Origin of the sequence: Nocardia sp. CWNU-33 (assembly GCF_046764895.1) — a bacterium.
GTDB lineage: Bacteria > Actinomycetota > Actinomycetes > Mycobacteriales > Mycobacteriaceae > Nocardia.
The window spans coordinates 251,769-277,170 of the sequence record NZ_JBKOQN010000011.1 but is presented as its reverse complement, the minus strand read 5'-3'; the positions used below and the strand labels follow the sequence as shown (position 1 = coordinate 277,170).

Here is a 25,402-nt window from a genome sequence, read left to right as displayed (position 1 = left end):
AGTGGTGTCCGAACCCTGGGTGAGAGGGTCGTCGGTTTCCTTGTCCCCTGCGGTGGCCAGGTCTTCCTTAATTGTGTCTGAGAAATCGACGGGTTTCACGCCGGTGTTGTTGGCGCCGGTGTTGTTGCCGCCGTTGTTGCCGCCGTTGTTGCCGCCGTTGTTGCCGCCGTTGTTGCCGCCGTTGTTGCCGCCGTTGTTGCCGCCGTTGTTGCCGCCGTTGTTGCCGCCGTTGTTGCCGCCGTTGTTGCCGCCGTCGTCGCCGCCATCGTCGCCGCCGTCGTCTTTCGGAGGTTTCTTGAGGCCACCGTCGTCACCGTCGATATCTGCGGCCTTCTTCTGGAATTTCGCGGCCTCGTCCTTGTATTTCTTTTTCCAATTGTCGGCACATTCGTCGATGTGTTTGACGTAGTGAAATTGTTCCATCGCTTCGGTTAGTTCATATTTGTTAGAGGTATGGTTCTTCTCGAAGTGGATTTCCTTACCGTCTTTGCTCCAAATCTTGTCGCCCTTATGTTCGCCCTCATCGAGCTTGACCTTGAGCGCCTCTTCGAGTTCTGTCGTGATGCCATCGAGATGTTCGTAGACCACCTTCTGGTCCTTATCGAGATCTTCGGTGGTGACTTTGATGGTTGTGTGTTCTGCCCTGTATGTCGTCTGCCGGCCCTCCATCTCCGCATTCACGTCCGTGTGCTTCTTTTTGACCTGTGACCAGCCATCCACTGTCGTGACCTGGGGGCCGTCGAGCACACTGTCGAAGTCGGGCGCGGCCGCAGGATTACGGGTGCCGAATGTGTCGAATCCCAACTGCATCGTGAACTCGGTGTCCTTGATCAGCGCTTTCAGCGTCTCAGTGGCACCCTTCGGCCGGTAAAATTGAACCTTACGCAGATGATCGCCCCCGGCCTTGGGATCATATAGATAGCCGTATTCTGGGTTGAACTCAACCGCGGCCTTCTGGTCCTCTAGATATTGCTTGGCGTCGAAAAACTTCTTGACGTCTTCCGAAGTGACGATATCCTTATCAAGCGCGGCTAGGAGATCCTTGTAATATGGCTTGTCCTCATCATCGAGGTCATGTTTGCGTGCGTCCGTCGCGAGTCTCTGTCTCACGTCCGCGGAGAGGTCGTTCAGGACATCCGTGAGCTGCTTCGTATCCAGCGTGTTGAGCTTCTCCATCGATTCTTTGGCTTGACCCTCCTGGAAACCTGTATCGTCCCCACCCCAGTCCCCGGGATCGTGGTGCTTTTGGATCAGATCACGGACTTTTTGTGCTTTCTCATCCATTAGGCCTTCTTCCGCTCGTCGGAGCCCTCGGGCCCCGCCAGAACTCTCAGCAACTCGGTGATGGGCGGAGGAGCCCCGCTGGAGCTGACGGAACTGACGCCGTGGGCACTCGGCCCGACACTGCGGGCAACCTCGATGTTCGGGACCGTCGAACCTGTGACGGTCGTCACCGAAGACTGTGCTACTGCACCAGCTGCCGCCGGGAGCAGCGGATGCTCAACTATCTGGCCATACGTGTAGAGCACATCGCGCAACGTCTGCCGGTCGGGTGCGCGTGTGGCCAGCAACGCCAACAGTTCGTTGGCGCGACGCTCGAAAACCATGTCGCGCAGCGCTTCCGCGGTAGCTGCGTCCAGGCGGACGCTCCCGGCGGGAACGTGAGACACATCCATTCGTTGCGATCGCAGTGCCGCCGCTGTCATGTCATCGGCGGCGCGTAGCTGGTCCAACCAGCTGGCGGGGATGGGTAAACCGGCGTCCAGCGCATCGAGGATCTGATGCCGCAGGGCGCGGTGTGCGACGTCCTGCGCATCGATGCCGGAGGCGGCGGTGCGGACTCGCGCATCCGCGGCTCGTGCCAGTTCGATGCACTTGGCCCGAATTTCCGCTTCTGGCACCGTCGCTGCCTGTCGCAGTAACTCGTCCGAGCCGGCCAGTGCGAGACGGTCGACCAGTCCGACACCGGGTGAGGTGAAGTCGACGGCGGACGCCTCGGCGGGCACCCGGTCCTCGATGGCGACATCCACGTCAAGGGCTGCGCGCAAGGTGTCGGGGATTTCCGCGGAGGACACAAGGGCACTGAGTGAGACGTGCTCGTGGCGGCCCATCAAGCCGCATTCGGCGAGCATCCGCGCCGGGTCGGTGGTGTTCTCCAATTCCGCGATGGCCTCCCTGGCCGCAGCGATGGCTTCCCGAGCCGCGCCGTTTCGGGGGAGGTCCCACCCCCACGGGAGGTTGACCTCCGATGGCAGGAACAGCCCAGGGGGTAGCCAGCCACGGCCCTCGGTGGACGTCAGCAGAACGACGGGCCCGACGGGTGTCCGCAGCACCGCCACCGCCCATTCCAGGCCGAGCCTCGAATCAGCTACGGCGGCAAGGGTTGCGGCGAGCACAGTGCGAGCGAGCACCAAGTCCTCGTCGGCCTGCTCACCCACCACGAACGACGGCAGCGCCTGCCTGTCCTTGTCGGCGGCCGCGTGGATTGCTGCCGCGAAGGGGCCTGTCGCCAATGGTGTCGGCTCCCCGCGTGCCATGCTTGCATGACCTGCGTCGGCTGGTGCCGCGGACGGGCTCGTCGCCAGTGGTGCACCTATCCCGCCGGCCATGCCTGGGACACTGCTCATGTCGCTGGTGGCTACGCCTGCGGGGCTGTTCGCCTCGACGGTCGGAGTTACAGGTGTGTAGGTCGCGTTGGACTCCGGTATGTCGACCGCCGGCGGCATTGTCGGTATGCCGACCAACGGCGGCGTCCCGATCGGTGTGGTGGATCCGGCGGGCGTCGTGCCGTAGGTCTGTGGTGCCGATGTGGTCGGTGGCGGTGTCTGGTCGGAGCGGCCGGTCTCGTCGGGCCTACCAGGGGCGTCGGGTGTGGTGGGGGAATGCTGCCCAGGCTGCGTGTCGTGCAGAATCGGCGTGTCCGGGTTGGTGCCCACCGGTGCCGCGGGACCAGGAGGTGTGCCGGGTTCCGGACCGACCTGAGGGGTTTTGTTGTCGACGCCACCACCGGCCTGGGTGATATTGCTCCCGCTGGTCCGTTCGGCCTCTTCGAGCGCATTTGCCGACGCGATCAATTGGTCTCGTGACCGCTCTTGGTCAATCGCGAGTTGTTCCGCACGGTCATAGCGCCTCTGGTAGTAATCTGCCAGAGCCCCCTGCACCGGGTCGGCAATCGAGCCGCGTGAACGTTTGAAGTGGACGAGCCACTCATCCGGTATCGCACCCCACTTCCGAAGGTCTGCGGCGCGCAGTTCGTGCTGCTTGGCGATTCTGCGCAGATCATCCGGCTCAATTTCCATCGAGTAGGGCATGCTCGGTTGATCCTTCCCGCCACCTAGTTCAGGTTCATTGTTCCGCCTTCCCGGAGTTGGGAAGCTGCTGGTCGGGACGGGTCTCGGCCCGCCATTCCTGCACGAGTTCCTCGAGCGGACGCGGCAGATTGGCGGGGTCGTTCATGGCGATGTCGAACTGCCGCTTCGCATCCGCGGTGCTCTCGATGATGGCGGCCATGATGTCGGCGGCCAGGCCCTGATTGTCGAACCGGGCGCAGGTTCCTGGCGCCAGATACAGGTCCGTCAGCCGTCCCAAGCAGTCGACCTCGGGAATGACCAAGCCGCTCGGGGACGGCCGACGCGCAACGATCCCGTCGGCCCGTTCGCGCACTTCGGCGATGCGGTGCTGCAACTCACGCTGCGCTCTGAATACGAGTTGTACCTCGGGGTGGATTTCTCTCATAGGTCCTCACTCATCCGTTGGCAGAACGCTCGTCTGTGTGGTGGTCGACCGACGAGCCGGTTCTTGTCCGGTGCGTCGGCAAACACCGTCGACAGGTGTCCGGACCCGCCGAGTGCCGGCTGCTTTACAGGATGCGGCATCCTTCCCCTCCGAACAACCGGGTCCGGTTCCAGTAGTGGGATGCGGCTTCCATGGCGGTGAAGATCGAGTCCCGGAATTCCTCTCACTTGGTAGCGAACAGGGCGCACACATTGCCGGCACTGCTCGGATGTGCCTGCCGTCGTCCGGAAGATCAAGCGGCACAACTCATTCGATCGACCCGCCCGATACAGCGTAGACGAGTGTGCTCCACGCCTCGGGTGTCGAAACGGCGGCGGAAGGATTCGATGTCACCGAGGTGCCGGTGGGTCCAGGCGCACATCTCATCGCACTTGATGTACCCATCCATCCTGTCGAGGTCGAAGCCGCCGTGGTCATCGACTGAACAGGTGTTTTTGCCTGGTTGCCCACGTCTTCCGCGTCGAGCGCGTATTGCTTTCAGCGTCGGTTCGCTGCCCGACGGTGTGCTCGAGAGCCAAGCAACCCGGCGTGCTGCTTCCATCCCTCGAACCGCGCTGCTAGCGTGGAACTAGAATTGATTTCAGTTTTGAGAGGTGGGGTGGCATGACCTCATTGCTGAGCTCCAGCACCGACACCACGGTCGGGCAGTTGCCGCCGCCGTCGATGGCCGAACGGATCACGCTGATCATGGAGGTCTTCGACCGACCGCATACGGTTCGGACGCTGGAGCAGGTGGCGCTGCGCACCCACTTGCCGCGGTCGACCGCCTACCGGATCCTCGAGCAGCTCACCAGGCTGCGGTGGGTCGACCGCACGGCCACGGGGTACCGGCTCGGGCAACGTTCCCTGAGCCTCGGTGGTCGCGAGATCGGTCACAGCGCATTGCGTGCTGCCGCGGCGCCGGTGTTGCACGATCTCGCCTTGCATACCAATCTTGTTGTGCACCTGGCTGTTCTGGACGGCACCGAGGTCTACTACCTGGACAAGATCGGTGGGCGATCCGTAGGTGAGGTACCTTCGCGCGTCGGCGGCCGCGCGCCTGCGCACTGCACGGCCCTCGGCAAGGCGATGCTGGCCTGGTTGGAACCGGAACGTGTCGACCTCGAGTACGCGCACGGCTTCATCCGCCGCACCCCACGTAGCATCGGAGATCTGGAAACGCTGCACTGCGAACTCCGTCGGGTCCGCGCGCGCAACGGACTAGCGTTCGAACGCGGCGAATGCGTGTCCCGAATCGCCTGCGTAGGTACGGCATTGCGCAGTCCGGACGGACAGATGGGCGCGATCTCGGTGGTCGGCGACGCGCAGACCGCGCTGGAACGGGTGGCGCCACTGGTGATCAAGGCGGCCAACGTCATCGCCGATGGCTTGCTCGCCGCCGTCGACCCGGCCGAGTCCGATACCCGCTGAGAGGATTAGGATCCGATGGCACGAATTGCGCAGGCGCGCCCTGCCGCGTCGCCGATATCGCAGCGGCAGGTGGCACGCCGGGAACGCATTCTCGACGCGGCCGCGGAGCTCGGCGCCACCGCGGAATTCGATCGCGTACAGATGACCGACGTCGCCAAGAGCGCCGGCGTCGCCATCGGCACGCTCTACCGCTATTTCCCCGCCAAGACACACCTTTTCGCGGCGCTGTTCGAGGACCGGATCGCTCGCTTCGTCGAGCAGGAATGGTCGGAAACCGGCGCGGATCCGATCGCGGATATCGGCGGGAACCTGGTCGCGTTGAACCGCACACTGCTGCGGACACCGCAGCTGTGTTCGGCGATGCTGCGCGCCACCGCCGCCGGATACATGAAAGATCTACCGGCCGAAACCTTGTGGCTGGAATCGGATTCGGCGCTGACAAAGGCCATCCTGGACACGCTCGGCGCGCCTGAACCGGACCCGCACGACCGCAGCGCCATCCTGCTGCTCGTCTACAGCTGGTGGGGCGTGCTGGCATCGAGCCTGAGCCACCGGGTTTCGCAGCGGCGCGCCGAGCACGATCTTCGCCTTGCCGCCACGTTGATCCTCGCCGGGCACCCGCGCTGAACTGACGTGCCGGTGCGGCTGCGGCCGAGACGATTTCAATCCGCTGGACACGTGCGCGCGATACTGGGTGTGCGCGTAGTCCTCGGCGCCGGGGACCGCGGTGGTGTCGGCGCCGCCGCCGAGTGCGTAGACCAGCGTGTCGTAGTGCAAGGCTCGTTAGTCGTCGAGGTGCACCGTCCGAGCGTCCGCGTCGAGGGCGGTCACCCAGCCGCGCACGAACTCGACACCGGTGTCCGCCAGCAACTCCGGGATGTCGAAGCTGGTGAGCTGCCGGCCGGTGGCAGTCAGGTGCAGCCGGAGCCGCTCGGTGAATCGCTCGCGCGGATCGACCAGCGTGATCTGCACGTCATCGCGACGTTTGGTGGAGCCTGCGGCGTATGCCGCTGCCGCCATGCCGCTGCCGCCATGCCGCTGCCGCCATGCCGGCATAGCCGGCTCCCAGAATGAGAATGCGGTGGGGAGTCGTCGAGCCTGTTTCACGTGATGGGTTCATCGTTGTGCCCTTTCTGCGGATACCGACGATCACCAGACGTGAGCTGCGCGGCAAATCGTGACACGAGTCGTCTGTCACGTGGGCCATAGGCAGCAACGGGCATGCAGAGCCCAGTCGGGGTGAGCCGGCCGCAGCGTGATGGTCAGCGACTCATTTCAGTCACCGACATTTCCAGCTCAACGGACCTCAGCTCACGGTAATCGGAATTACCGCCGACACACCGTTCGCGCCGTCGATCGTTACGGTCAGGAGGCCGCTGCCGGTGCCGACCGCGCCGACGCCCACAGTGTCCTCGTCCGTTTCACCCGGCAACAGCGCCACGACGTTTCGCCCGATCGACGTGATGAGCAGACCACCGTCCGTTCCGGCCAGATCGACCCGAACACCGGCCTCTGGCGATTCCTCATCACCGGTGTTCACGCATTTCCATTTCACGGAAAATTGGATGTGTGCCTGTGGTGGATCGGGGACGATCTGCGGAAAATCCTCGACAAAATCCAGCTGATGGGCCATGGCAGCTCTCCTGTGTGCTCGCGTCGCGGGCCGCGGTCAGAGGCATTCGTCGATGATGACGTTGCCCAGGGTCAGTGGCGCTTGGCCGTTGATGACGAGCGTCATGACGTAGTTGCCTGCCAGAAGGGTGAAAGTCAACGAGCGCTTCGCCGACTCGCCGACCGCCAGCGGCTCGCATCGCAGCTCCTTGCTGTCGCCCGATCCTTGATCGTCCAGATCGAATATGTCCTGGTACTGGACCGAATCTTCGTCACCGATGTTCTTCTCCTGCCAGGAGACCGTGAATTCTTCTCCTGCACAGGGGCTTACGGGATCGGTCACAAACGTGACCTGATCGTCCAGCATGATTTTGACCGACATTTTCGTCTCCCTACTCTGTTTCCCAGCCGGGCAAGCGCCACCGATGAGGTCTTCGGAATCGTCACCTGGTGATGGCGGTAATGCGAAGATTCGCAGATACTGCGCGCATCGGCGTGAGTGGTGCACTACTCGAATTGCGACGCAGAACTACGCCATCGGCCGGCCACCACGGATCAGCGGCATGTCTCCGATCACGAACGGCGGATGGACGGCGTTACGGCGTTGGCATGCCCGAGGGAGGCCGGCACCCGAACGGTTACTTGATCCCTGTCTTCAGTACCGGGACCAGCTTGTTCAGCAGGATCTGTTCGGAGTCGGAGTTCCAATAGCGAATGGCGTTGACCGTTTGTGGGTCGTCGACGACAAGGACTGTGGCGTGGGTGTCGAGGAGGGCGCCGGGGAGGCCGAGGAGGCCGCCACCGCCTGCGCGGGCGTCGCTGCGGACGGCGAGGATGTAGCCCTCGGTGACGGCGCTGAAGGCGACGTACTGGTTGTCCTTGCCGATCGGTCGGGGGGATGGTTCGTCGCCCTGCTTGGCGAAGGACGGGTGGTAGGTGAGGCCGATGTCGTGCAGGAAAGTGGTGGGCGGGGTGGTGTCGAGGAAGACTTCCATGTCGGGTTCGGCGGTGCGGCCGGTGCCGGTGATGTTGACCATCAAGATCGGGGTGCCGATGAATCGGGGATTCTGGGCGCGGGCCTGATCTTTCGACGTCGGCGGCGGCGCGGATGTCGCGGTCGCGGGGCCTGCGGTGGGGGTGACACCTGGACTGTCGCGGCCGGTGAGCAGCACGCCCGCGCTGATCGAGAGGGCGACCACGACGGCGGCGGCCGCCGCGATCACGCCCCAGCGCTTGCCGGAAGGCTGGGGGATCGATCGGAGCTCCGTGGGAGCCACCGGAATTCGCGGATCGGTCGGTGGCAGGGGTGCGCCGACCCGAATGGGGGAGGTACTGGTCAGGGCGGGGACACGGCCTGGGAGCATGGCGTCGGCGGCAGCGTCGGTGAATTCGCGGCAGCTGGCGAACCGGTCGGCCGGGTGTTTGGCCATGGCTCGGGCGAGCACGTCGTCGATGGCGGGCGGCAGGCCCGGGTTGGCCGCGGTGGCGAGCGGCGGCGGCTGGTGCAGATGCCCCATCATCACCACGGTCGGCTGCGTCGACGGGTACGGATTATGCCCGGTCAGCAGCTTGTAGAGCGAGCAGGCCAGGCTGTAGATGTCCGAGCGCGGATCCAGCTGCAGTCCCGAGAGCTGCTCGGGCGACGCGTAGGCGATGGTCGCGACGAAGCTGCCCGCCTGGGTGAGTTCGCTGGTGTCGTCGGAAGCCTTCGCGACGCCGAAATCGGTGAGCAGGACCCGCTCTTCGTCGCCGTCTGCGGTGGACAGCAGAAAGTTCGCCGGCTTGATGTCGCGGTGCAGCAAGCCTTTTCGGTGCGCATAGTCCAGCCCCTTGCCTACCTCGGTGATAATCCGAAGTGCGCGTAGCGGATTCATGCCATGCGGGTCACGCGTCATCTCCGCGGCGACGTCGGTGCCTGCCACATACTGCATGGCGATCCACAGTCGACCGTGCTCCTCGCCACGGTTGTACACGGAGACGATATTCGGATGATCCAGTCCAGCAGCGAGATTCGCCTCCCGCTCGAATCGCGCGCGGAACTCGTCGTCGACCGAGCGCTCGGTGCCGAGCACCTTGATCGCGTCGCGCCGCGGCAGGCTGGGGTGCTGGGCCAGGTAGACGGTGCCCATGCCGCCTGCGCCGAGTACCCCCAGGATCCGATATCCGCCGACGATGGTGCCGGGGCTCATCGCCATCTTTGCCGTCCTGTTCCTGCGTCGGCCGCGGGGGGCCGAGTGTGATGCCTGGAGGAGCCGATTGCTCGGGTGGGGTCTTGTCACTTCCCGCGGGCTAGCTGTTCGCGAAAAGTGCGTACTGCGCGGCTGCCTGTTTCTGGGCGTCGGCGAGGCTTCGGTGGGAGACGAACCCCACGTACTCGTGATACGCGACGATGCAGGTGAATTTATAGGACGACTTCGACGGCTCGTTCTCCACGCACGCCGAATCGGGCAGATTCGCCGGAGTTGTAGCGTCGCGCGCGACCGGAGTCAGGGTGAGGCGCTCGGTGACGATTCTTCTGGCCGTCGCGGCGTCGGCGGTGTGCGCGACCATTGTGCTTTCGACAGTCGCGAATTGGTCCGCGTTCATCGCCGCGAGGCGATTCTCGGCCAGCTCGCGATCCTTGCTGAGGTGCAGGACGCCTTGGCGGCCGACGAGTACTTGGCGGGTGCTGAACGACGGCACCAGGGACTTGTTCGGGTTCAACGCGCGACTGTAGAGATGGCCGGTATCCCAGGGTATTTGCAGCATTTCCATGGTGGACAACGGCTTCGCTTGCTCGAGTAGCGGCAGCTGTTTGTCGTAGGACTTCTCGGCCAGCGTGCGCAATGCGTTGAGATCCACGCCCGGAGTAGACAACAGGAACGCCACTACGTACGGTCCGCGCGCCAGCATGGTCCGCAGAAACGGCGAGTCTGGATGCCAATACGAGTGCGCCTCACCATATTTCGGCAAGGGCACCGCTTGGTTCTGGTCCGGGTCGACGGCGAGGTCGGCCTCGTAGAACTCTCTCGCCGCCCGCTCGGCGAGCCCCGCGTCCGGGAACTGCATGATCATCGAGGTGATGATCGTCTCGTCCGCCGTAAACTTCTTCGGCCAATCGTCGGGGGCGACACCGATGGAAAGGCTGAAGTCCTTGTCCGATCCATTCGATATGAATCCGGTGACCAGCTTGTTTCGGGTGGCGATCGGTTCCAGATCCGCAGGACGCCCCAGCTTGTCGGGCATGACGCCCGGCAAGATGCTGTAAGGGAAGTATCCGGTCTTCAACCGTGGGTCGATGTCGTGGGCGGTCGCGGCGTACTCGGCGAGCCGCATGGCCGCGACTTCACGCCGATAGAAGAAGCTCGGGGCATAGTCGTCGTTGTGCGCGTGGTACGGCACGGTCGGATACGAGCCGACATCGAGCTTGCGGACATCTATTTCGCCCGGCCCCGAAACACCGGGAACGGTGGATCCGCACGCGGCGACCAACAGCACGAGCGCAGCCGCGGTCATCGCGATCGCGCAGGCACGCACCGGTCCGATTCGGCGCTGGTAATTCTGCATGGAGAACCTCATTCGGCATTCACCAGGAGCGCGTATTGGGCGGACATTCGCTGCTGTAGATCGACCAGCTGATCCGACCAGACCAGAGCGACATAGCGGCCGTAGGAGACCGAGCAGTAGAACCGGATCGCGAACTTGTCGCTGCCGATGTACTCCTGGCACTTGGCCTGCGGAAGGTTCTTCGGCGACTCGACGCTGCGGAGCTTCTTGTCGAGCGCGGCCTGGTGCGCCAGCAGCTTCCTGGCAGCGGCCACGTCGCGGGTCCGGTAGACGATGGCGTGGTCGCGCGCGTACCGGTCGACACCCGCGGCCTCCAGTGCTGGGCGGGCCTCGATCGGTGTGGTGCTGAAGTGCAGTCCGGCGAGGCCGGTGTATACGCCGGGCGGATTGGTGAAGAGTTCCTCATTGATTCGGGGCAGCGTGCGACCGAGCATCCCGTCGATGTCGACCGGCAGATTCATCAGCTGGTCGGGCGGGGTCGGGGTGAACTTCGCGATCGAAGGAACAACCACGTCGAGGCTCTTTTCCACCAAGCTCACCAAGGTGGTCAGATCCACTTCACCCGCTGCGATCCGCAGATAGTCGTAGACCCAGCTGTAGACGACGAGTTTGCCTGCGGCGAACCAGGATCCGATCGACTGCTCGTGCGGCTGCCAATGGGCCTTGGCCGCAGGATATTTGGGAATCGCCACGGCCTGGTTGCGGTTGCTGTACTCGAAGTCGGAGTGTTCCAGCGCGACAACCGCGTCCTTGGCCTTCTGCTCGTCGGGGAAAACCATGACCACGTTCATCAAATCCATGCCCTGGACGTTCGGGTCGGTGGTGCCGCTGCTGGCGAAGCCGGTGATGAAATCCGGTGCGGTCTCGGCGAATTTCTCGAGCTTGATGGCATTGCCCAGGTCGGAATGCTTCGGATCGAAGAATACTTTCGAGGTGAGCTTGTAGCCGTGCGCGAAGCGTGGGTCGATGTCGGAGGCGAGCGGTATGAAGTTCGCCAGTCGCTCGGCCTCGACAATCTTGGCCTGTTCGAGTGTCTTGGCGGTGCCGTAGTCGTGCGGCTTTGTCGCGTTGCCGCCCACGTCGAGCTGCGTCAGGTCGACCACCGGATCCGGCGCTACCGGCACGTCCTGTTCGGACCCACACCCGCCGACCCCGATCGCAACGACCACGGTCCCGACCAATGCTATTGCGGTTTGAACCGCGTTCGATCCCATGACGGATCGCCCCTCCCCCTTGCCGAGCGTGTTTCCCTTGGGGGATGCTACCGGGGACCGATCGGTATGTGCCACCGCAGCTTTGGTAGCCGCAGCAACAGTGTTGTGACTCGCTCGTTCCGCTGCAATCCTTCCCTGTCGCGGGGAGCTGGGACAATACGACAAATTCGGAAGGCGGGTGTCGGCGGATATGGCGGACGGCGATGCTGTAAATGGCGTGGAACTTGCTGGCGTCCAGCAAGGACGGACTACGCCTGGCGGCGGTACATTGATCTCTCCGATATTGCCTGATCCTGGTCGGGTTCCGCCTGGCGGCGGTACGTCGGTCTCTCCGGTATTTCCTGATCCGAATGACGGCGGCACCTCGGTCTCTCCGGTCCTGCCTGATCCCCGGTATGGCCGGCCGGTGATCCCGGAGTATCCGGTACTTCCTGATCCCAGGTATGGCCGGTCCGGGCCCGGCGATCCGATGCCGCGGGATCCCAGCGATCCCGCTCCGCCGCACATCGGGCCCGGTGATCCGATGCCGCGGGATCCCGATGATCCCGCTCCGCCGCACATCGGACCTGGCGTTCCGCCCAAGCGTGGGCGCAGCACGCCCCCAGCGCCGCCCCGTGATCCGGATGACCCCAAGATTTTGCCGGGAGAGCCCGCGCCGAACAAAAATTACTCCGTGCATCTGGTGCCGCCGCCCGGCGCGTCGGACGGCTTCAAGGCGAAGCTGGTGTTGGCCCAGAGAGCGATTCAAACCGCGGTCGACCTGCTCGGCTGCGGTGGGCCGATCCTCCCGCCGCGCATGGACGACCTGCTGAAGTCTGCGCCGGACGGGAGTTTCGGCGAGAGCCAGGCGAACGAGATATACAAGATGCTCGCGGACTTCACCGCCAAGTTGAAGGCGTCGTTGCTGCACTTCGAACGCAAAGTACACATAGCGTCCGGCACCGTGGCAGACGAGCAGAAAAAAACGCTGCGTGCCATCAGGGGCATCGTCGACAAATTGAACAGCGAGCTGAAAGCCGTAGGAACCGGCAAGCTGAAGCCCGCGCAGGAGACGGCGTTGCTGCGGCTGGTCGCCGCCGCAGTGGAGGCCGTCTTCGATGAGGTCGATTCGGTCTCGGAGTTCAATCAAGACGTAGCCGACCCAGGCGAAAAACATCCCATAGGCATCGGGAGCGCCACCGCGGCCACCACAGCCACCGCCGCCGCCGCAAACAACGGCGTTAGTGGGGGCGGCGGCGGTGGCGGCGGTGGCGGCGGCGGTCTGGACGGGTTGATTCAGGCGCTGATGCCGCTCGGCATGATGGCGGCGCCGCTGATTCAAACGCTGCCAGGTCTGCTCAACAAAGAGGATGGCGGCACAGACGCTGCCGACGAGAGTGGGCAGACCGGCAGTCCGCTGCGCGATCGCAATGCGGCGTCGTCCGCGGCTGTGGCTGTACCCACCGGACTCCCTGCCGCACAGCCGATCGCCGCCGCCGCGCCCGTCGCGGGACAGGTCGCTCAGGTTTCGTCTGTGCTCAACGGGTCCAGTACCGGCCAGGTCGAAGCGAGTCTCCCCGCAACCCCGGCGTCGGCGATCGCACGACCTGCCGCTCGCACGCGACGCACGACAGATCCAGCCAAGCCTGCCGACGGTGCGCAAGCAGACAGCACCACGGATGCGGACGATACGGCAATCGAAGACGCGGCCGTGGTCGAAACCGTGTGATCGGTGCCGCCGAATCCCGGGGCTGTGTCGACTCGGCCCCGGGGTTCCTTTCGGCTGGTCAGGGTGGCCGCACGGGTGGGCCACACCGCGCAGCCCGTTGCTCGTCCACCGGGTGAACCGGCCACTGGAGCTGCTCGTCGAGATCACCGGCGGTGATCTCTCCGGAACTGGGCGGTCGTATCAGGTTTAGGCTTCTGCTCTTATGGCCCTCAGCGCAACATTGCACAACTTCGCCGTCCAACTGGCCGACGTCGACCGTAACGTCTACCAGGACCTGGAGTTGCGGATAGCGCGCCACCCGTCCGAAACCGCCGAATACATGCTGACCCGACTGCTGGCGTACTGCCTCGAATACCAGGACGGCATCGCCTTCAGCGACGGCGGTATTTCCGCGACCGACGAGCCCGCGGTGCTGGTGCGCGATCTCACCGGACGGCTCACCGCCTGGATCGAGGTCGGTGCCCCCGACGCGGAGCGTCTGCACCGAGGCAGCAAGCTGGCCGGCCGCGCCGCCGTCTATACCCATCGTGATCCGGGCAAAGTACTGGCCCAACTCGCAGGCAAACGGATCCATCGTGCCGAAGCCATTCCCGTCTACAGCTTCGATCGCGACTTCATCGACGCCGCTGTCGCCGCGCTCGGGCGCCGCAACACCATGACGCTGTCGGTCACCGAGCGCCTGCTATACCTGGATCTCAACGGCACGAGCCTGAGTGCTTCCGTCGACGAGCACCGACTTGGATAATCCTCGCGCCCGATCTCGCTACCGGACCGGCCGTCGCCGACCCCGCACAGCGGTTTCTCGCGCGCGTACTTTCGTTGTTACCGTGGCCTATGGTCAGTGAATCCACGCAGCGCCGCCGCGAGCAGCTCCGTGACTTCCTACGCACCCGCCGGGCGCGGCTGGCACCGCAGGATGTCGGAATTCCGGCGGCGGGCAGGCGACGGACTCCCGGGCTGCGGCGCGAAGAGGTCGCGCTGCTGGCCGGGGTCGGGGTGTCCTGGTACACCTCGCTCGAGCAGGGTCGCAACATCACGGTCTCGACCGAAGTGCTCGACGGCATTGCCGGAGCCCTGCTCCTGAGTGAGCCGGAGCGTGCGCACCTGTATCTGCTCGCCGGTCTGAACCCGCCGTCTACCGACGTGCGGACGGAGGCCACCGAGGTCACCTCCGAGATGCGGCACCTGCTGGATGCATGGGAGCAACGGCCTGCGGTGCTGCGGGATCGCTACTGGAACGTGCTGGCGTTCAACGACACCGCCCGGACGGTGTTCGGCTTCGATAACACCGCCCACAACTGCCTGATCACGTTCTTCACCAATCCGCGATACCGCGCGATGCCCGAGGTGTGGGCGTCGGCCTGCGCCGCTGTCGTTGCCGCCTATCGCGCCGACGCGGCGCACTTTCCCGGCGATTCCGAATTCCGAAGGGTGGTGGACGATCTCAGTGCGGTGAGCCCCGAATTCGCCGAACTGTGGGAACGCCATGAGGTAGGCGTGCCGATTCAGGCAGTCAATGCGCTGCGCCACCCCGAGGCTGGTGCGTTGTTCTTCGACGCGACGACCTTGACAGTCGCCGACCACCCCGACTGGTCCCTCGTGCTGTACAACCCACAGCCCGGCACCGATACCGCCGGCCGACTCGAACGACTACGGCACCTGCGCCTCGCAGCCCCCGCCTGAAAGCTATGGGCGGTTCGATACCGGTCCCGAACGTGCTACTGCCACTCCTACGATAACTGCGCACTGTATATCTCCGGTGCGCGGCGGCACGCTGAACCCATGACACAGAACAGTTCCCGATTCGACGGCAAGATCGCACTGATCACCGGAGGCACCAGCGGCATGGGGTTGGCCACCGCGCACCGGCTCGTCGCCGAAGGCGCGACAGTGATCATCACCGGGCGTGACAAAACCCGGCTGGACGCCGCGGTCGCTCAGCTCGGCGACCGGGCGCTCGGAATTCCTGGTGACGCGGCGAGTCTCACCGACCTCGAAACGCTGGCAGCAGCCATTCGCGAGCAGTACGGGCGGCTGGATGTGGTGTTCGCCAACGCGGGCATCGGTGCTTTCCAAGCTGCCCACGACGTCACCGAGGCCGAGTTCTACCGCGTCGTGGACATCAACTTCAAAGCAGCGTTCTTCACCATCCAGAAGACGCTTCCGCTGCTGTCGGACCAGGCGGCAATCGTGATCAACGCGTCCTTTGCAGTGCACCGCGGTGTGCCGGACGCTGCTCTCTACTCGGCGACCAAAGCGGCGGTGCACAACCTGGCCCGCACCCTCGCAGCCGAATTGGCGCCCAGAGGTATCCGAGTCAACTCCGTCAGCCCCGGCTACATCGACACCCCGGCTTTCCGGGCCGAGGCTTCCGCCGAGGCCCAGGCTGCCGTCGGTGCGACAGTCGCCGCCGGCCGTGTGGGCACTGCCGAGGAGGTAGCCGCCGCGGTCGCCTTCCTCGCTTCCGGTGAAGCGTCCTATATCAACGGACAGGACCTACTCGTCGACGGTGGCCTGATCTCCGCCATCCCGGCGGCGATGCTCTAGGTGGCGGAAGGCCGCGGCGCGGCAGCCGTAGGACGAAACAGGGACATGTGTCCGATACCGCGTGGGTTGGGCCGCTTCTAGAGTTGGCGTGCGGTCCGGTGTCGTCGACCACCAAGTAATTGGGGGCACGGTCCATTGCTGTGACCGCCGATTGATCCGTAACGCACCCAGCCATCGATCCGATGTCAGGTATGTGTCGCAAATGATTGCAGCACAATGATATTCGTGTGCTCGGTGTGAACCGTGCCGCTGCGGTGGGAACGCAGCCACGCTGTTCTTTGCGGACGAACAATCGAATGTCGACAACCCAATCGGGTCAACTGGTTGAAAGGGAGGCTATGAACATCAAGACGTCGGCTCTTATAGCGATCGCCGCGAGTGTCGTCATCGGCACCGCTGGATGTGGCGCGACTTCGGCGCCATCGGCCACCACTGGAACACCTGTCCCATCGGCGAATGCCACAGTGTCGCCCGCCGACCGACCGGTGCCGGCGGCCGCTCCGAAGCCTATCGCGCAGCAGCCCGCGGGCGCGCCGCAACCCGTTGCCCAGGAGCCCGAGACGGCACCGGGGCCTGCTGTTGCACCGGAACAGGCCGCGCCGCAACCCGTGACTGCGCAGGAACCTGCGCCTGGCCCAGCGGAATCCGCTCCCAACGGCAGCGGGCACGGTATGTGCTTCGACGTGAACTCGGCACTGGCCAACTCCGCGATCGCCGGACTGGCGCCGCCGCCGGCCGGGGGCGGATGGACTATCGAGGGCGCGAGCACCGACCCGATCCAGGCGGGATGCTCCGGCGTCTTGTCATGGATGGCGGTGGACTGGCAGGGAATTCATCCCGGAACCCACGTCCTGTTCTTCACCAACGGTACGTATCTCGGAACAGCGACGTCCAAGCCGTACGGCTACACCGAGGTGATCGGCAAGACCAGGAATACCGTGTCGGTGCAGTATCGGTGGCCGAAGCCCGAGGATGCACTGTGCTGCCCGCAGGGGGGACCGAGCGTGGTGACGTTCACCCTAAATGGAACGTCGATCCAGGCGCAGGGGCAATTCCCGCCCGACAACTGAGTTGCCGGGTCGGACACCTACACAAGAAGAAGCTCCCGCCCGTAGGCGGGAGCGGATCGTCAGGGGTGGGCGGGCGGCGGGGGCAGGGGCTTGCCGTCCGGACCGATCGGGGGCGGGCACGGCTTGCCATCGGCACCGGTGGGTGGCGGCAGCAGCTTGCCGTCGGATCCCAGCGGCGGGGGCAGCGGCTTGCCGTCCGACCCCATCGGGGGCGGCAGGCACCCGCTGGGTGGCTGCCCGGCGGGCTGCGCGCCGACCGGATTGTGGTCCGGGTGCGCCGCCGCCGACGACGCAGCGACAGGGGCAGGGTCGTGATGCTGTTCCTGCTGCGCGGAACACCCCGCGGTGACGGTGACAGCGGCGGCGACTGCGCACAGGCCAACCACGAGGCGACTTTGTATATGACGCATGATGGTGAACGTACCAGGCGTACCCGGGCACCGTCACGACCTTGTAGACGCATCGAAACTTGTTGAGCTGGAACATATTCGGCCACAGATAGTCGGATTTTGTCGAGCCTTGCGTCGTGCAGGATTCGTGGTGCAATCCGCATGGTCGGTTCGGTGTGTCGATAGCGCGCGATCGCATCGCCGTGTTGGGAAAGTGATTCATGGATTGTGCTGGTACGGTTCACCGGCATGTCCGTCTTGTCTTTTCGGCGCGCAGCTCTCGTTGTGGCTTCGCTGGGCATCTGCGCCGCAGCCAGTATCGCTATGCCGCAGGCGCAGGCGCAGGACCTTGGACAGCTGCGCAGCATCGGAGTGCTCGATCCCGCATGGTCATTCGCCGAGGCCGCGGTTGCGTTGGAGATCGTCTACACCACAAAGGATCAGCGCGACGCGCCTGCTCCGGCATCGGGTGCGCTGTACCTGCCCAAAGGCCTGCCGCCGCAGGGTGGGTGGCCGTTGGTGGTGTGGGCGCACGGCACTGCGGGCATCGGCGATTCCTGCGCACCCTCGCGCAGGCCGCAATCGGAACGCAACAAGACCTACTTCGACCAGATTCTGGACAGCGGGTATGCGGTCCTGGCGCCCGACTATCAGGGGCTGGGCACCGGTGGTCAGTTCAGTTACTACAACACGAATGTCGAAGGGCGCTCGATACTGGACGCGGTCGCAGCGATTCGCACGACGCCCGTTCCATTGTCGAGCAGATGGGTGGTCATCGGCCAGTCGGAAGGGGCGCATGCCGCGATGAGCGCGGCCGCCCTCTACGGCGCGAACGGCGGCGGCTCCGCGGCAGGGCTGAACGGGGTGATAGCCACGGGGCTGCGCACCAACCCGAGCAAGAGCCTGCGGGAGATGTTCGAGCGAACCTCGACCGGCGCCGAGAACCAGGTGGGCTACGCGGCGTACTTTCTTGCGTCGTTGCAGGAGTTGCACCCCGACGGCGTGACTCCCTTCCTTTCCGACTTCGGAAGAGACTATGTGGAAAAGGCGGCGTCGGAATGCCTTGCCGATCTGGTCGCCCGCGCCGATGGCCGTCGCCCCGCGGCACTGGTCGCCGACCCCGACGAGCCGACGCCGACATTCGAAGCGGATATCACCGCGTTGGCCGGATACCCCGAGGACCGCTTCGCCAGTGACGTCATGATCGGCTACGGGACCGCCGACATCGACGTACCTCCTGCGGAGACCGACAGTTACGGAAACCGGCTGCAGGAATTGAATACCGGCGTTCGAATCACCGTGCGGAAGTATCCGGGCAAGAACCATAGTGGCGCGTTCCTGGCCTCGCTGCCCGATGCCCTCGATTTCCTGAAGACACACCTGCGCTGAATCCTGCGCGTAACGGCCTTGCTGCACCGGCTCATCGAATCCGAGGATTCGATGAGCCGGGCCGGAGGCTTCGGATCGATTAGGGCACCGTGTATTCCACGCTACAGTCGCCGTAGGTGTAGTTATCGCCCGTACCGTGGTTCGTCACGCTCAGTACCAGGGCAATCCGTCCCGTTTTCGTGACAGTGCCGGGGATGGACAGAGTGTTGTCGGAGCCTTTCACAAAGGCGGAAGTATCGGCCTGTCCGTTGCGACCGGTAGTGATGTTCGCCCAGGTAACCGCGAATTTTTGATCATATCCGGTCTGCGACCGAGAGTCGGTGTGCAGCTTCAGTTCCATGGACCCGCTGTTGACCGAGGTGGCAAACGCGTCACTGGATGCCTGGACGGAAAAGTCGTCCGGAGTGGGGTATGTGATCGTGCACAATGGATCCGATGGAGCGTTCGGTGCCGCGAATGCGGTGGGTGCATAGCCGACTGTCACCGCGGAGATGCATGAGATGGCCGCGATCCCCGGCAGTAACCCCGAATACGTGCGCGATTTCATCAATACCGTCCTATCGATCCTAGAGCTGTACAGAGTGAACATGCGTGCCCTTGCCGAGCGGGGCCCAGAAGATTGGTTCCGCTGTCGAACGAATCGTCTCCCATGCGTAATCGCCCAAAGGTCAACGGCCGACCTGTCATTCATCCGGTGGTAGCGATGTCGCGGTCGTTTGCTCGGGCGTTTCGAACGTTGACCGGAGTTCGATGCTAGTGGGCGGAGGTGGAGATGTCGGGGCCGAAGGGTCGGTGGAGTGTCGTGGGGATCAGCCGGAGTGAAGACTAAAAGTGTTGTCCTACAATCGATTTAGCGAAGCGAGTCGAATGTTCGACGAATGCGCATCGGTTCCCAGGGTTGAGAGGAGGTCATGGTCGGACCTGCAGGACAACATCATCAACCGGTGAACTCGGCGACCGTATCGCGGTGTGCGCCAACGGAAATCGGCTTCGGTCCGGCGAGAGCCGGATCGGCCGCACGGCGGGTGCTGCGTGATCATCACGCGCGTGACGGAGAAATCAGCGGGGAACGGCTACCGGGTCGGTGCAGCTGGCGACGGCGTCGACGAGGGAGCAGGATTTCGGGGCACGGGTGGGGCGGTAGTCGGGGGTGACGCCGTTGTTGCGGGTGATGGCGGTGTAGGCGGGGACGGCGTCGGTGGGGCGACGGGTGAGGGTGGGGTCGGTGCGGACGTCGACGGTATAGAGGCCGAATCGGGGTGTGTAGGAGCCCCATTCGTAGTTGTCGGTGAGGCTCCAGTAGTTGTAACCGATGAGGTTCATGCCGTCGGCTTTGGCGCGTTGGAGCCAGTAGACGGTGTCATTGAGGTCGTCGGCGCGGGTGTAGCCGTCGGCGCGGGGGAGGCCGTTCTCGGTGGGCATGCCGTTTTCGACGATGTAGAGCGGCTTGCCGGGGAAGAGGCGGGCGTAGTGCTGGAGGGCGTAGTAGATGCCTTCTGGCTGGAGCGGGTTCTTCCAGAGTTCGGTGAAGTTGGTCATCCCGGCGAGAGTGTCGGGAGAGGTGCCGTAGTAGTAGTCGATGCCGATGTAGTCCAGTTTTGCCGCGATGCGGGAGATGATTGTCGAACCGTTGACGGCGTCCTCGGCGGCGGGAATGTAGGCGACATTGCTGGTGACCATCGCAGCCGGCTGGGTGTGGTGGATGTAGTCGTAGATGCTGTTGTGCGCTTGGGCGATCCGATCGAACATAGCGGGGGCGGCGAGCGGTGGGATGCCGCCGTGGCGCGTTTCGTTGAGGACATACATCGTGGGCTCGTTGAAGGTGACCCACAATGGATCGACCGCGGCGTAGCGATCGACGACCTTGCGTGCGTTGGCGAGCCAGTCATCGACGATGTCGGGGTTGTTCCAGCCGCCGCGGTCGGCTTCCCAGCCGGGGTAGACCCAGTGGTCCAGGGTCAGCATCGGGCGCATCCCGGCGGCGGTGATGGCGGCGATCACGTTGTCGTAGAAGCGAAGTCCGTTCTCGTCCCACACGCCGGGCTGCGGCTGTATGCGCGCCCATTCGATGCCGATTCGGTACACCCGCGTGCCCAACTGCTCGGCCAGTTGGATGTCGGACCGGTACCGCGAGAAGAAGTCGACCGAGTTCTGGTATTGATCGTCGGTCTTGCCCGCCGCGATGTAGCGGGTCCAATTGCTGTCGGGCGCATGCCCTTCCGACTGGAATCCCGAGGCGGCGACACCCCACAGAAAGTCCTCGCCGAGCGGCGCGACCCGCGCGGGCGGCTCCGGTCGTGCGGCGGCCGGTGCGCCTTGCGCGAACGTGGTGACGGCGGCAAGTGCGGCCAGGCAGAGGCTGCTGAGGCGGAGTCGCATCGAGGTGCTCCTGTTCATTCTGTGCAGGCACGGCAGGTACGAGGAGTGCGTCTGAACGAAAACCGTACAGTGCTCGGTTTTTGCTGGCAAGGTGTGTCGGGTCCGTGCCTACACTGACCCCGTGGTGAAACGGGGTCCCTATGGAAAAGGCATCGAACGGCGGGAACAGATCCTCGACGCCGCGCTGCGCACCATCGCCGAGCGCGGATACCTGGCCACATCCATTGCCGAACTCGCGGAGGCGGTCGGGTTGAGCCAGGGCGGTCTGCTGCACTATTTCGGGACGAAAGAGGAATTGTTCGTCGCCGTGCTGCGCAAGCGCGACGAATCCGACCTCGCCACCGTGCATGGCCCCGCGCCCGCGGCATTCGTGGAGATCGTCCGCCGAAACACGACGGTGCCCGGACTGATCGAGCTGTTCACCCACATGCAGGCGGCCGCCGCGGATCCACGCCATCCTGCCCACCACTACATGCTGGAGCGCTATCGGCTGGGCACCGAGGGTTTTTCGCGCGCACTGCGCGAGATGCAGAAAGCGGGTGAGCTGTCGGAGGACCTCGACACCGATGCCGCGGCGACAATGTTCTTCGCCCTCGCAGACGGCCTGCAGGCCCGGTGGTTGATCGATCCGAGCCTTGATATGGCAGCGCTACTCGAACAATGGTGGCAGCGCTATACCGCAGGCACGTCGATCAATAGCCGTCCTGCGAAGCACATCTGACGACGTGATCGACACACGGGAATCGCGCGTGCGCTGTCCTGAGTTTTCGACGGTTGCCGTGTTAGCGTCGCCAGCGATCTGCACGGGCGTCACCGGAAAGGAATCTACAGTGGCAAGGCGAATCATTGAGGCGCTGGTCGACGACATCGACGGTTCACAGGGTGACGAAACGGTGTCCTTCGCTGTCGACGGCCGCGTGTACGACATCGATCTGTCGGCCGCGAATGCCGCCAGGTTGCGGGCGGCACTCGCGCCGTGGGCGGAGAAGGCTCGCAAGACGGGCCGGGTGTCTTCCGGCGGTGGCCGGAAGCGGGCCGCATCCGGTGGCGAGCAACTCGCCGCTATCCGCGCATGGGCTGTCGAGAACGGACACCAGGTATCGAACCGCGGCCGTATCTCGGCGGAGGTGATGGCCGCATACCGCGCAGCGCAAGACGCACCGCGGGTGCCGCCACCCGCACGGAGTAAGCGGGACACCCCAGCTGTCGCGGAACGGGAACGGAAGCGTGGCGCGAAGGAAGGCAAGAAGACGGCCGAAGTCGGCGCGTAGGCGCTGGCTGCTGCCGGCGGTGGTTGCCTGGCCCGCCTTCGGGACCGGTCAGTATCCAATCGTCGGTGGCGAAGCTGCCGATGGCGTCGGCGTGTGCATCGACCGATGCCATGCGCGTGTATCGGATGAGCGGAACTCGCCCGTGATTGCTTGCCGATACGGCCGGGTTCCTTGTTCGATCCTCAACGGGTGAAGGCCTGCGCGAGCGCTGCCGCGGCCTCGGCTCGTGCTTGTTTGCTGTCGTCGAAGGGGTGCCGAAGGAACTCGTGGATCATGCCCGGATAGCGGGTGACCGTGACCGGCACGCCCGCTGCTTCGAGGCGTTCGCCGTACTGTTCGCCTTCATCGCGCAGTGCGTCGTATTGGGCGGTGATGATGAGTGTGGCAGGGAGCCGGGCCAAGTCGGGGGCCAGCAGTGGCGAGACGCGTGGATCGAGCTTCTCCTCGGCGCTGTTGAGGTAGTTGTCCATGAACCAGTGCTGGGTTTCGCGGCCGATGTTGCCGTACTTGCCCGCGTACTCGCGGATGCTGAAATTCGTTCTGCGGAAATCGAGATCGGGGTAGATCAGCAGCTGGAAGACCAGCGCCGGGCCGTCGTTGTCTCGTGCCATCTGCGCGACAACGGTCGCCAGATTGCCGCCCGCACTGTCACCGCCGACGGCGATCCGCGCGGCATCGGCATTGATGCTCGCCGCGTTGTCGGCCACCCACTGTGTCGCGGTGTAGCAGGCCTCGGGCGCCGCGGGGAAAGTGTGTTCGGGAGCCCTCGGGTAGTCGACCGAGACGACGATGCACTGTGCGCCGTTGGCAAGGCTGCGCGCCAAGCCGTCGTGGGTGTCCAGATCGCCGAGCATGAAGCCGCCACCGTGGAAGAAGACGAGCACGGGGAAGGGGCCGCTGCCATCGGGGGTGTAGATGCGGATCGGAATCCGGCTGCTCGAGCCCGGGATGGTGCGGTCCTCGACCTGTGCGATGGGTTCCGGCTCGCCGAGCAGAGCAATCTGTCGGCGGAGACCTTCGCGCGCCTGCTCCGGCGGGAAGGTGTGCAGCGCACCGAAGTTGAAGCCGGCCAGGCGCGCCAGATAGGCCTGGACCTGCGGGTGGAGTGAGATCTGGTCGTTTTGTGTTTCGGTCATGACACCAGCTTCGGACTTGAAGCGCGGTTCAAGTCAAGAGGCAACCATGCCGAAGGTGCGGGTTCGTGGCGTCGGGTCGATCACACCTGGACCGCGGCGATTGCCGCGATGAGGTTGTCGACGTCCGGTTGTGCGGAGGCGGCAAGGCTCTTGCCCATCAGGCGAATCCACAACCAGCTCAGCGGACCGGTGATGCTGATCTCGACGTCGAGGGTGGTGATGCCGTCGGCGCGGGTCAGGAAATGGGCGAAGGTCAGTCGTGCGCCGATCAGCTTCGAGACATCTACGAATTCGCGGTCCTGGACGAGGCTTTCGACGAGGAAGGGCACGGTGGGGCCGCCCTTGGGCTTGAGCTTGCCGGTTGCGCTCTGGCGGAATTCGCCGTCGAGGTGAACCCATTCGGTGTCGGTGTTCCATTCGGGCCAGGTCGCCATGTCGGCCCATTTGTCGAAGAAGGCGGCGGGGAGGGCGGTGGTGGTGCCGTGCGCGGTGGCGATCGTCGTCATAAAAATAGTATGCGCGCTTACTAAATCCTTGTCAATCCGCGCTGCTGCCTGCTCCGGGTTCTACGTCGACGAGGCGCGTAGGGCGCGGCGAGCCGCGATCGAGCCGAAGGTTTCGCGGTCGGCGAGGAAGCCCTCCAGGGCGAAGGTCGCGGCGCCGAGGCTGGCCGGGTTGTGCCGGAGCGTGCACAGTTGCAGCGTCACCGCATCGAAGGGGTCGGACATCGCGTGGTGTGCGGCGACGCGGCGGGTCACCTCGAGCAGCGGCGTGCCGAGGTGGTTGGCGACGAGGTCGCCGAAGACCATGGTGCGCGGGTTGAAGAGGTTCACCAGATTGGCCACGGCGACGCCGAGGTACTGGCCTGTCTTGTCGATGACCTCGAGTGCCACGCTGTCGCCGCGCGCCGCGGCCGCGGCGATGGCCGCGATGGTACGTGCATCGTCGCCACTGATCAGCGGGCTGGATGGGGCGAGTTCGCGCAGGGTTTGCACGATGCCCGGTGCGCTCACGTATGCCTCGACGCAGCCGTTGCGGCCGCAGGAGCATGCGCGTCCGTCGAGCACGAGGTTGGTGTGGCCCCATTCGCCCGCGCTGTTGGTGACGCCGCGGTAGAGCATTCCGTCGATGACGACGCCGATGCCGACACCGGCGCGCAGCGTCACGACGATCAGGTCGTCGACGTCGCGGCCCGCGCCGAACCACAGCTGTGCCGCGGTGCTGGCCTTGAGTGGGTTGTCCAGGTAGAGCGGGTGTGGCAGCCGCCGTTCGAGCAGTTCCTTGAGTGGGACGTTGTGCCAGTGCCAATATGGCGAGAACACCGAGACTCCGCCCTCGGGTTCGACGAGCCCCGGCACGCTCAAGCCGATGCCGAGCACCCGGTCGGCATCGCCCGCGGTCAGCTCGCCGATGCCGCGGATGATCAGTTCGGCGACGTCGTCGGGCCGGGTGGCCGCGGGATCGACGGGGATCTCGACCGAGCGCAGCACCGACATGGCCAGGTCGAAAAGGTCGAAATGGACGCTGGTTTCCGCGATGTCGACACCGAGGAGGGTGCCGCGCACGGGATTGATCGCAAGGCGGGCCCGCGGTCGGCCGATGCCGGGAGCGTCGTAGCCGAGTTCGGCGAGCACGCCGACGTCGAGCAGTTCGGCGATCATGTTGCCGACCGTGGCGAACGACAGGCCGGTGGCCTGTGCGATCTCCTGTCGGCTGGTATGGCCGTCGGCGGCATAGACCGCCTGTAGTACGCAGAACCTGTTACGGCGTCTGATGTCGCGCGCGGTCAGCTGGTACACGGTCGGGCCCACTCCTTCCGATGATGTGGCAAACATACCGGACCACTTCGGCCAACAGTATTTACAACAGTTATCCGAAGTCCTACTGTAACCCGCATCACTATGCGACGCCGCTGTGCGTCAGATCACGTAGGAGTG

The 25,402-nt window shown here is 64.6% G+C and carries 25 protein-coding genes; 10 read left to right on the top strand and 15 right to left on the bottom strand.

All coding sequences use genetic code 11. The annotated features are described in order from the left end of the window. The 3 genes from ACLMAL_RS18195 to ACLMAL_RS18185 all read right to left on the bottom strand — a co-directional run. The coding region (locus ACLMAL_RS18195) for a hypothetical protein (protein ID WP_412000145.1) at positions 1-1,284 on the bottom strand (1,284 nt) is incomplete at its 3' end. Continuing rightward, positions 1,284-3,311, bottom strand: coding sequence for a hypothetical protein (locus ACLMAL_RS18190; RefSeq protein WP_412000144.1), 2,028 nt, complete (start codon positions 3,309-3,311; stop codon positions 1,284-1,286). The genes ACLMAL_RS18190 and ACLMAL_RS18195, both read right to left, overlap by 1 nt. A 34-nt stretch (positions 3,312-3,345) precedes the next feature. After that, a complete protein-coding gene (locus tag ACLMAL_RS18185) occupies positions 3,346-3,735 on the bottom strand; it encodes a hypothetical protein (protein WP_412000143.1) in 390 nt (129 codons plus the stop codon). Between the two features lie 663 nt (positions 3,736-4,398). Between ACLMAL_RS18185 and ACLMAL_RS18180 the strand changes: the two genes are divergently transcribed. Both ACLMAL_RS18180 and ACLMAL_RS18175 read left to right on the top strand, forming a co-directional pair. Beyond that, positions 4,399-5,205, top strand: a complete 807-nt coding sequence (locus tag ACLMAL_RS18180; RefSeq protein ID WP_412000142.1) for an IclR family transcriptional regulator — start codon at positions 4,399-4,401, stop codon at positions 5,203-5,205. 15 nt (positions 5,206-5,220) lie between these two features. Then, positions 5,221-5,832 (top strand): TetR/AcrR family transcriptional regulator, encoded by a 612-nt coding sequence (locus ACLMAL_RS18175; protein ID WP_412000141.1) that lies wholly within the window; start codon positions 5,221-5,223, stop codon positions 5,830-5,832. 156 nt (positions 5,833-5,988) lie between these two features. Here the strand turns inward: ACLMAL_RS18175 and ACLMAL_RS18170 are convergent, their stop codons facing one another. The 6 genes from ACLMAL_RS18170 to ACLMAL_RS18145 all read right to left on the bottom strand — a co-directional run bounded on the left by ACLMAL_RS18170 (position 5,989) and on the right by ACLMAL_RS18145 (position 11,531). Continuing rightward, positions 5,989-6,261, bottom strand: coding sequence for a hypothetical protein (locus ACLMAL_RS18170; RefSeq protein WP_412000140.1), 273 nt, complete (start codon positions 6,259-6,261; stop codon positions 5,989-5,991). Between the two features lie 250 nt (positions 6,262-6,511). After that, the gene (locus tag ACLMAL_RS18165) at positions 6,512-6,838 is read right to left on the bottom strand and encodes a hypothetical protein (RefSeq protein ID WP_412000139.1); all 327 of its coding nucleotides are present in this window, start codon (positions 6,836-6,838) and stop codon (positions 6,512-6,514) included. Positions 6,839-6,874: 36 nt separating this feature from the next. Continuing rightward, complete coding sequence (locus tag ACLMAL_RS18160) at positions 6,875-7,198, bottom strand: hypothetical protein (protein ID WP_412000138.1); 324 nt, start codon at positions 7,196-7,198, stop codon at positions 6,875-6,877. 256 nt (positions 7,199-7,454) lie between these two features. Then, entirely contained in the window at positions 7,455-9,011 is a 1,557-nt protein-coding gene (locus tag ACLMAL_RS18155; protein WP_412000137.1) for a protein kinase domain-containing protein, read from the bottom strand. Positions 9,012-9,105: 94 nt separating this feature from the next. Continuing rightward, positions 9,106-10,362: a hypothetical protein gene (locus ACLMAL_RS18150; RefSeq protein WP_412000136.1), complete on the bottom strand. Its 1,257-nt coding sequence runs from the start codon at positions 10,360-10,362 to the stop codon at positions 9,106-9,108. 8 nt (positions 10,363-10,370) lie between these two features. Further along, entirely contained in the window at positions 10,371-11,531 is a 1,161-nt protein-coding gene (locus ACLMAL_RS18145; protein ID WP_412000135.1) for a hypothetical protein, read from the bottom strand. Positions 11,532-12,249: 718 nt separating this feature from the next. Between ACLMAL_RS18145 and ACLMAL_RS18140 the strand changes: the two genes are divergently transcribed. The 5 genes from ACLMAL_RS18140 (at position 12,250) to ACLMAL_RS18120 (ending at position 16,901) form a co-directional block, all read left to right on the top strand. After that, positions 12,250-13,284 (top strand): hypothetical protein, encoded by a 1,035-nt coding sequence (locus ACLMAL_RS18140; protein WP_412000134.1) that lies wholly within the window; start codon positions 12,250-12,252, stop codon positions 13,282-13,284. A 202-nt stretch (positions 13,285-13,486) separates the two neighbouring features. Then, on the top strand, positions 13,487-14,029 hold the full coding sequence (locus tag ACLMAL_RS18135) for a YaeQ family protein (protein ID WP_412000133.1): 543 nt from the start codon (positions 13,487-13,489) through the stop codon (positions 14,027-14,029). Between the two features lie 89 nt (positions 14,030-14,118). Then, entirely contained in the window at positions 14,119-14,967 is an 849-nt protein-coding gene (locus tag ACLMAL_RS18130; RefSeq protein ID WP_328404678.1) for a helix-turn-helix transcriptional regulator, read from the top strand. Positions 14,968-15,066: 99 nt separating this feature from the next. Then, positions 15,067-15,831 (top strand): glucose 1-dehydrogenase, encoded by a 765-nt coding sequence (locus ACLMAL_RS18125; RefSeq protein ID WP_412000132.1) that lies wholly within the window; start codon positions 15,067-15,069, stop codon positions 15,829-15,831. Between the two features lie 338 nt (positions 15,832-16,169). Next, positions 16,170-16,901, top strand: a complete 732-nt coding sequence (locus ACLMAL_RS18120) for an LppP/LprE family lipoprotein (protein WP_412000131.1) — start codon at positions 16,170-16,172, stop codon at positions 16,899-16,901. Between the two features lie 59 nt (positions 16,902-16,960). Here the strand turns inward: ACLMAL_RS18120 and ACLMAL_RS18115 are convergent, their stop codons facing one another. Next, the gene (locus ACLMAL_RS18115) at positions 16,961-17,311 is read right to left on the bottom strand and encodes a hypothetical protein (protein WP_412000130.1); all 351 of its coding nucleotides are present in this window, start codon (positions 17,309-17,311) and stop codon (positions 16,961-16,963) included. 228 nt (positions 17,312-17,539) lie between these two features. On the opposite strand from ACLMAL_RS18115, the gene ACLMAL_RS18110 reads away from it, so the two are divergent. Further along, positions 17,540-18,679: an alpha/beta hydrolase family protein gene (locus ACLMAL_RS18110; protein ID WP_412000129.1), complete on the top strand. Its 1,140-nt coding sequence runs from the start codon at positions 17,540-17,542 to the stop codon at positions 18,677-18,679. 79 nt (positions 18,680-18,758) lie between these two features. Here the strand turns inward: ACLMAL_RS18110 and ACLMAL_RS18105 are convergent, their stop codons facing one another. Together ACLMAL_RS18105 and ACLMAL_RS18100 are read right to left on the bottom strand one after the other, a co-directional pair. Further along, the gene (locus tag ACLMAL_RS18105) at positions 18,759-19,226 is read right to left on the bottom strand and encodes a hypothetical protein (protein ID WP_412000128.1); all 468 of its coding nucleotides are present in this window, start codon (positions 19,224-19,226) and stop codon (positions 18,759-18,761) included. Between the two features lie 512 nt (positions 19,227-19,738). Then, positions 19,739-21,058: a family 1 glycosylhydrolase gene (locus tag ACLMAL_RS18100; RefSeq protein ID WP_412000127.1), complete on the bottom strand. Its 1,320-nt coding sequence runs from the start codon at positions 21,056-21,058 to the stop codon at positions 19,739-19,741. Positions 21,059-21,179: 121 nt separating this feature from the next. Here ACLMAL_RS18100 and ACLMAL_RS18095 point away from each other — a divergent pair, with 121 nt between their 5' ends. Both ACLMAL_RS18095 and ACLMAL_RS18090 read left to right on the top strand, forming a co-directional pair. Next, positions 21,180-21,779 carry a TetR/AcrR family transcriptional regulator gene (locus ACLMAL_RS18095; protein WP_412000126.1) on the top strand — a complete coding sequence of 200 codons (600 nt, stop codon included), beginning with the start codon at positions 21,180-21,182 and terminating at the stop codon, positions 21,777-21,779. 109 nt (positions 21,780-21,888) lie between these two features. Continuing rightward, complete coding sequence (locus ACLMAL_RS18090) at positions 21,889-22,329, top strand: histone-like nucleoid-structuring protein Lsr2 (protein WP_412000125.1); 441 nt, start codon at positions 21,889-21,891, stop codon at positions 22,327-22,329. Between the two features lie 182 nt (positions 22,330-22,511). On the opposite strand, the gene ACLMAL_RS18085 is transcribed toward ACLMAL_RS18090, so the two are convergent. From ACLMAL_RS18085 to ACLMAL_RS18075, 3 genes are all read right to left on the bottom strand, one after another. After that, a complete protein-coding gene (locus ACLMAL_RS18085) occupies positions 22,512-23,465 on the bottom strand; it encodes an alpha/beta hydrolase (protein ID WP_412000124.1) in 954 nt (317 codons plus the stop codon). Between the two features lie 80 nt (positions 23,466-23,545). Continuing rightward, positions 23,546-23,971 (bottom strand): hypothetical protein, encoded by a 426-nt coding sequence (locus tag ACLMAL_RS18080; RefSeq protein ID WP_412000123.1) that lies wholly within the window; start codon positions 23,969-23,971, stop codon positions 23,546-23,548. A 60-nt stretch (positions 23,972-24,031) separates the two neighbouring features. Then, positions 24,032-25,264: an ROK family protein gene (locus ACLMAL_RS18075; protein WP_412000122.1), complete on the bottom strand. Its 1,233-nt coding sequence runs from the start codon at positions 25,262-25,264 to the stop codon at positions 24,032-24,034. Positions 25,265-25,402: the final 138 nt, after the last annotated feature.

Coding starts and splice junctions, on each gene's coding strand:
- ACLMAL_RS18185 (WP_412000143.1), bottom strand. CDS start 3,735: ATGAGAGAAATCCACCCCGAGGTACAACTCGTATTCAGAGCGCAGCGT.
- ACLMAL_RS18100 (WP_412000127.1), bottom strand. CDS start 21,058: ATGCGACTCCGCCTCAGCAGCCTCTGCCTGGCCGCACTTGCCGCCGTC.
- ACLMAL_RS18180 (WP_412000142.1), top strand. CDS start 4,399: ATGACCTCATTGCTGAGCTCCAGCACCGACACCACGGTCGGGCAGTTG.
- ACLMAL_RS18130 (WP_328404678.1), top strand. CDS start 14,119: ATGGTCAGTGAATCCACGCAGCGCCGCCGCGAGCAGCTCCGTGACTTC.
- ACLMAL_RS18190 (WP_412000144.1), bottom strand. CDS start 3,311: ATGCCCTACTCGATGGAAATTGAGCCGGATGATCTGCGCAGAATCGCC.
- ACLMAL_RS18125 (WP_412000132.1), top strand. CDS start 15,067: ATGACACAGAACAGTTCCCGATTCGACGGCAAGATCGCACTGATCACC.
- ACLMAL_RS18115 (WP_412000130.1), bottom strand. CDS start 17,311: ATGCGTCATATACAAAGTCGCCTCGTGGTTGGCCTGTGCGCAGTCGCC.
- ACLMAL_RS18170 (WP_412000140.1), bottom strand. CDS start 6,261: ATGCCGGCATGGCGGCAGCGGCATGGCGGCAGCGGCATGGCGGCAGCG.
- ACLMAL_RS18120 (WP_412000131.1), top strand. CDS start 16,170: ATGAACATCAAGACGTCGGCTCTTATAGCGATCGCCGCGAGTGTCGTC.
- ACLMAL_RS18165 (WP_412000139.1), bottom strand. CDS start 6,838: ATGGCCCATCAGCTGGATTTTGTCGAGGATTTTCCGCAGATCGTCCCC.
- ACLMAL_RS18175 (WP_412000141.1), top strand. CDS start 5,221: ATGGCACGAATTGCGCAGGCGCGCCCTGCCGCGTCGCCGATATCGCAG.
- ACLMAL_RS18155 (WP_412000137.1), bottom strand. CDS start 9,011: ATGGCGATGAGCCCCGGCACCATCGTCGGCGGATATCGGATCCTGGGG.
- ACLMAL_RS18085 (WP_412000124.1), bottom strand. CDS start 23,465: ATGACCGAAACACAAAACGACCAGATCTCACTCCACCCGCAGGTCCAG.
- ACLMAL_RS18110 (WP_412000129.1), top strand. CDS start 17,540: ATGTCCGTCTTGTCTTTTCGGCGCGCAGCTCTCGTTGTGGCTTCGCTG.
- ACLMAL_RS18105 (WP_412000128.1), bottom strand. CDS start 19,226: ATGAAATCGCGCACGTATTCGGGGTTACTGCCGGGGATCGCGGCCATC.
- ACLMAL_RS18150 (WP_412000136.1), bottom strand. CDS start 10,362: ATGCAGAATTACCAGCGCCGAATCGGACCGGTGCGTGCCTGCGCGATC.
- ACLMAL_RS18080 (WP_412000123.1), bottom strand. CDS start 23,971: ATGACGACGATCGCCACCGCGCACGGCACCACCACCGCCCTCCCCGCC.
- ACLMAL_RS18135 (WP_412000133.1), top strand. CDS start 13,487: ATGGCCCTCAGCGCAACATTGCACAACTTCGCCGTCCAACTGGCCGAC.
- ACLMAL_RS18160 (WP_412000138.1), bottom strand. CDS start 7,198: ATGTCGGTCAAAATCATGCTGGACGATCAGGTCACGTTTGTGACCGAT.